The organism is Acidisphaera rubrifaciens HS-AP3 (assembly GCF_000964365.1).
GTDB classification, from domain to species: Bacteria; Pseudomonadota; Alphaproteobacteria; order Acetobacterales; family Acetobacteraceae; genus Acidisphaera; species Acidisphaera rubrifaciens.
Genome location: NZ_BANB01000405.1, coordinates 1 through 4,101, shown reverse-complemented (window position 1 = coordinate 4,101; position 4,101 = coordinate 1). Strand labels below are relative to the sequence as shown.

Here is a 4,101-nt window from a genome sequence, read left to right as displayed (position 1 = left end):
CCTGCCACAGGGCGCCCACGGCGGCGAGGGCCACGAAGGCCAGCGCCAGCCGCCGCATCGCGTCCCCCCGCGCCGCCGCGGCGTCCGGCGGCCAGACCAGCACGACGGCGAGGTAGAACTGCCACTCGGTGCTCAGGCTCCAGGCCGAGCCGAGATAGCCGACCCAGACGTCCGGCAGCACGCCCTGCGGCGGCAGGCCCTGCAGCATCAGCAGATGCAGGCCGAGCCGCGCGGCGCCGTGATCGGCGGGCGGATGCGGCCAGATATCCAGCGGGGCATGCAGCCACGGCATCGCCGGCGGCGGCAGCGCCAGCACCGCGACGGTGAGCGCGAGGCAGGCGACATAGACCGGATAGGTGCGTCCCGCGCGGGCCAGCAGAAACGGCGCGGCGCGGCCGCCGAACGCGGCCACCGACTGCGTGATCACGAGGCCGCTGAGGATGAAGAAGACATCGACCGCGGCCTGTCCGTGCGACACCAGACCGGGCAGCCAAGCAAGCGACGGCGGCACCAGCGCGTAGGGCGCGACGTGCGAGGCGAGCACATAGAGCGCCAGACACCCGCGCAGCCCGTCGAGGCAATCCAGACGCCGCACCGCTTTCTCCGCCGCCGCCGCAGGAAGGAGCCTATCGGCCGCCCGGGAGCGCGGCAACACTTAAGGTTGTATTTCTCACGACCGACGCAACCGGATAGGTGGACAGAGCGGTCGCGGGTGCTTGCAACCGGCGCGCCCGGCGGCTATCTGCTTGGAACCCCGACAACGTCATGCCGAGACGAGGTGGCCCATCGGCCGCCCGACAGGCGTTTGTATCGGGGTAATGGAAGCAACCGCTCTGTTGATCGACGCGCCCGTGACCGATTTGCCCCGCCATACCGGGCTGGAGGCCCGCATCGCCGATATCGTCGCCCCGACCCTCGTGCAGATGGGGTTCGAGCTGGTGCGCGTGGCGGTGCAGGGGCGGGAGCGGCCGACGGTGCAGATCATGGCCGACCGGGCCGATGGCGGCCTGATCAGCGTCGATGATTGCGAAGAAATCAGCCATGCGCTGGGCGCGGTGCTGGACGTAGCGGACGTCATCCACAGCGCCTGGAGCCTGGAGATCAGCAGCGCCGGCATCGACCGGCCGCTGACGCGGATCAAGGACTGGACTAATTTCGCCGGGCACCGTGCGCGCGTGGAAATGGCCGTGCCGCTGGACGGCCGGAAGCGTTTCGCGGGCATCGTGCTCGGTGCCGACGCCGCGACGGACACGGCACGGCTGCGGCTCGACGACGGGGCGGAGGTGGCATTGCCGCTGGCCGACCTGCGGCGGGCGCAGCTGGTGCTGACGGATGCCTTGATCGAAGCCACCGCCCGCCCGCGTCCAGCAACCGACCAGACCAACTGAGGCAGAGCGAGATGAGCGCCCAGACCACGCCCCCGCGCAGCAAGTCGGCCGGCAATCCGCCGATCCCGGCCGCGATGATGGATACCGCCGTCTCCCGCCCGGAGCTGCTGCTCGTCGCCGACGCGGTCGCCCGCGAGAAGTCGATCGACCGCGACGAGGTGCTCGAGGCGATGGAGCAGGCGATCCAGAAGGCCGGCCGCGCCAAATACGGCACGGAGAAGGACATCCGCGCGACGATCGACCGCAAGACGGGCGACGTGCGCCTGTCGCGCTGGACCGAGGTCGTCGAGGAGATGGAGAACGAGGCGACGCAGATCCCGATCCACATCGCCCGCAAGTTCCGCCCGGAGATCAATGTCGGCGAGTTCCTGGTCGATCCGCTGCCGCCGATCGATTTCGGCCGCATCGCCGCCCAGACCGCCAAGCAGGTGATCGTCCAGCGCGTGCGCGAATACGAGCGCAAGCGGCAGTTCGACGAATACAAGGACCGCGTCGGCGAGATCATCAACGGCACCGTCAAGCGCACCGAGTACGGCAACCTGATGGTCGAGCTCGGCCGGGCGGAGGCGCTGCTGCGCCGCGACGAGCTGATCCCGCGCGAAAGTTTCCGCAACGGCGACCGGGTGCGTGCCTATATCTATGACGTGCGCGAGGAGCCGCGCGGGCCGCAGATCTTCCTGTCGCGCACGCATCCCGGCTTCCTGGCGAAGCTGTTCGCGCAGGAAGTGCCGGAAATCTACGACGGCATCATCGAGATCAAGGCGGTCGCCCGCGATCCCGGGTCGCGCGCGAAGATGGCGGTGATCTCGCGCGACAGCTCGATCGACCCGGTCGGCGCCTGCGTCGGCATGCGCGGCTCGCGCGTGCAGGCGGTGGTGCAGGAGCTGCAGGGCGAGAAGATCGACATCATTCCCTGGTCGCCGCAGGCCGCGACCTTCGTCGTCAACGCCCTCGCCCCCGCCGAGGTGACCAAGGTGGTGATGGACGAGGAGGCCGGGCGCGTCGAGGTCGTGGTGCCGGACGAGCAGCTGTCGCTCGCGATCGGCCGGCGCGGGCAGAACGTCCGCCTCGCGAGCCAGCTGACCCGCTGGGACATCGACATCCTGACCGAGGCCGAGGAGAGCGAGCGCCGGCAGGAGGAGTTCCGACGCCGCTCCGGCCTGTTCGTCGAGGCACTGGACGTGGACGACGTGATCGCCGCGCTGCTGGTGACCGAGGGCTTCAACACGATCGAGGAACTGGCTTTCACCCCCGAGGAAGAATTGGCCGCAATCGAAGGCTTCGACGAAAACGTGGCGGCCGAGCTGATCCGGCGCGCCGAGGCGTTCATCACCCGCCGCGACCGCGAGCTCGACGAGAAGCGGGCGGCGCTCGGCGTCACCGACGAGGTGGCGGCCATCGAGGTGCTGACGCCGGCGATGCTGGTCGCGCTGGGCGAGCGCGGCGTGAAGACGCTGGACGACCTCGCCGATCTCGCCTCCGACGAGCTGATCGAAATCGTCGGCGCCGACAACATGGACGAGGCGACGGCCAACGACATCATCATGGCCGCCCGCGCGCACTGGTTCGACGGCGAGGAAGCCGGCGGCGCGGATGACGCGGGCGCGGACGACGCGGCCGGCGCCGAGGCGGCGGGCGGCACGGCGCATGAGGAGAGCGGTCACGACTGAACCCGCGCCGGGCGCGGAAGCGCCCGATCTCCCGCCCGATGCTCCGCCCGATGCTGCCCTGGCCCCGCCGGACGATCCGGCGCCGCGCGAGGATGACCCGGGGGACGACGCCGAGGAGCGTGGGCCGTGGCGGCGCTGCGTGGTCACGCGCGCGCGCCTGCCGAAGGAGCAGATGATCCGGTTCGTGCTTTCGCCCGACCGCGTGGTGATCCCCGACCTTGCCGCACGGCTGCCGGGCCGGGGAATCTGGTTGAGCGCGCGGGGTGATGTGCTAGAGAAGGCCCGCGTCCAGGGGAAGCTGGTCGGATACTTCGCACGGGCCGCGCGCGGCCCGGTCACGGTGCAGCCCGATCTGCCGGACACTTTGCGGGCGGGTCTGTCGCGTCGCTTCGCCGAGCTGCTCGGTCTGACACGTCGCGCGGGACAGGCCGTCGCGGGTTTCCAGAAGGCACGCGAGTGGGTGCGTGACGGGCGGGCCGGCCTCATCGTGCAGGCCGCCGACGGCAGCGAGGATGAACGGGCGCGTCTGCTGGGGGGACGCGATCTTCCGGTGGTGGCGCCGCTCGATGCGGCCAGCCTGGGGGCGGTATTCGGGCGCGAGCACGCGGTGCATGTGGCGGTGACCCCTGGCCGGCTGGCGGACGCGCTGCGCGCCGAGGCGGGACGCATCGCGGGCATGGCGTTGCCCGGACCTGCGTCGCCGGGCGGCGCGGCGGACAGGCGGCATGACGGCTCCCCCGGCGGGGCGGGCGGTGCCGGAGATGACAAACGTACCGGATGGCCGGATGTGCCGGCCAACGGACAGGGCGTAGACGAGCGGACGGGGTAATGAGCGAAGGCAACGATCAGGACACGGGCAAGAGCCGGCTTTCCTTGCGACCCGTCGGGCGCACGGAGGTTGGCCGGACCGTGGATGGCGGCTCCGTCCGGCAAAGCTTCAGCCATGGCCGGTCGAAGGTCGTGCAGGTGGAGGTGCGCAAGACCCGCGCCCCGCGCCCGGCCGGACCGCCCGCGGGCGGCACTGGCGGCGGCACGAGCCAGCC

The 4,101-nt window shown here is 71.1% G+C and carries 5 protein-coding genes; 4 read left to right on the top strand and 1 reads right to left on the bottom strand.

What is annotated here, in order from left to right; genetic code table 11:
* On the bottom strand, positions 1-595 hold a 595-nt coding region (locus tag B8460_RS11940), incomplete at its 3' end, for an acyltransferase family protein (protein ID WP_048861824.1).
* Between the two features lie 223 nt (positions 596-818).
* Between B8460_RS11940 and rimP the strand changes: the two genes are divergently transcribed.
* The 4 genes from rimP to B8460_RS11920 all read left to right on the top strand — a co-directional run.
* Positions 819-1,388 (top strand): ribosome maturation factor RimP, encoded by a 570-nt coding sequence (gene rimP, locus B8460_RS11935; protein WP_048861823.1) that lies wholly within the window; start codon positions 819-821, stop codon positions 1,386-1,388.
* A gap of 77 nt (positions 1,389-1,465) precedes the next feature.
* The gene (gene nusA, locus B8460_RS11930) at positions 1,466-3,058 is read left to right on the top strand and encodes a transcription termination factor NusA (protein WP_048861826.1); all 1,593 of its coding nucleotides are present in this window, start codon (positions 1,466-1,468) and stop codon (positions 3,056-3,058) included.
* Between the two features lie 58 nt (positions 3,059-3,116).
* The gene (locus B8460_RS11925; RefSeq protein ID WP_277813974.1) at positions 3,117-3,887 is read left to right on the top strand and encodes an RNA-binding protein; all 771 of its coding nucleotides are present in this window, start codon (positions 3,117-3,119) and stop codon (positions 3,885-3,887) included.
* The coding region (locus B8460_RS11920) for a translation initiation factor IF-2 associated domain-containing protein (RefSeq protein WP_048861822.1) at positions 3,887-4,101 on the top strand (215 nt) is incomplete at its 3' end. The genes B8460_RS11925 and B8460_RS11920, both read left to right, overlap by 1 nt.

Bases quoted from the DNA above. Each gene is read 5' to 3' on its own strand.
- rimP (WP_048861823.1), top strand. From the start codon at position 819: ATGGAAGCAACCGCTCTGTTGATCGACGCGCCCGTGACCGATTTGCCC.
- nusA (WP_048861826.1), top strand. From the start codon at position 1,466: ATGGATACCGCCGTCTCCCGCCCGGAGCTGCTGCTCGTCGCCGACGCG.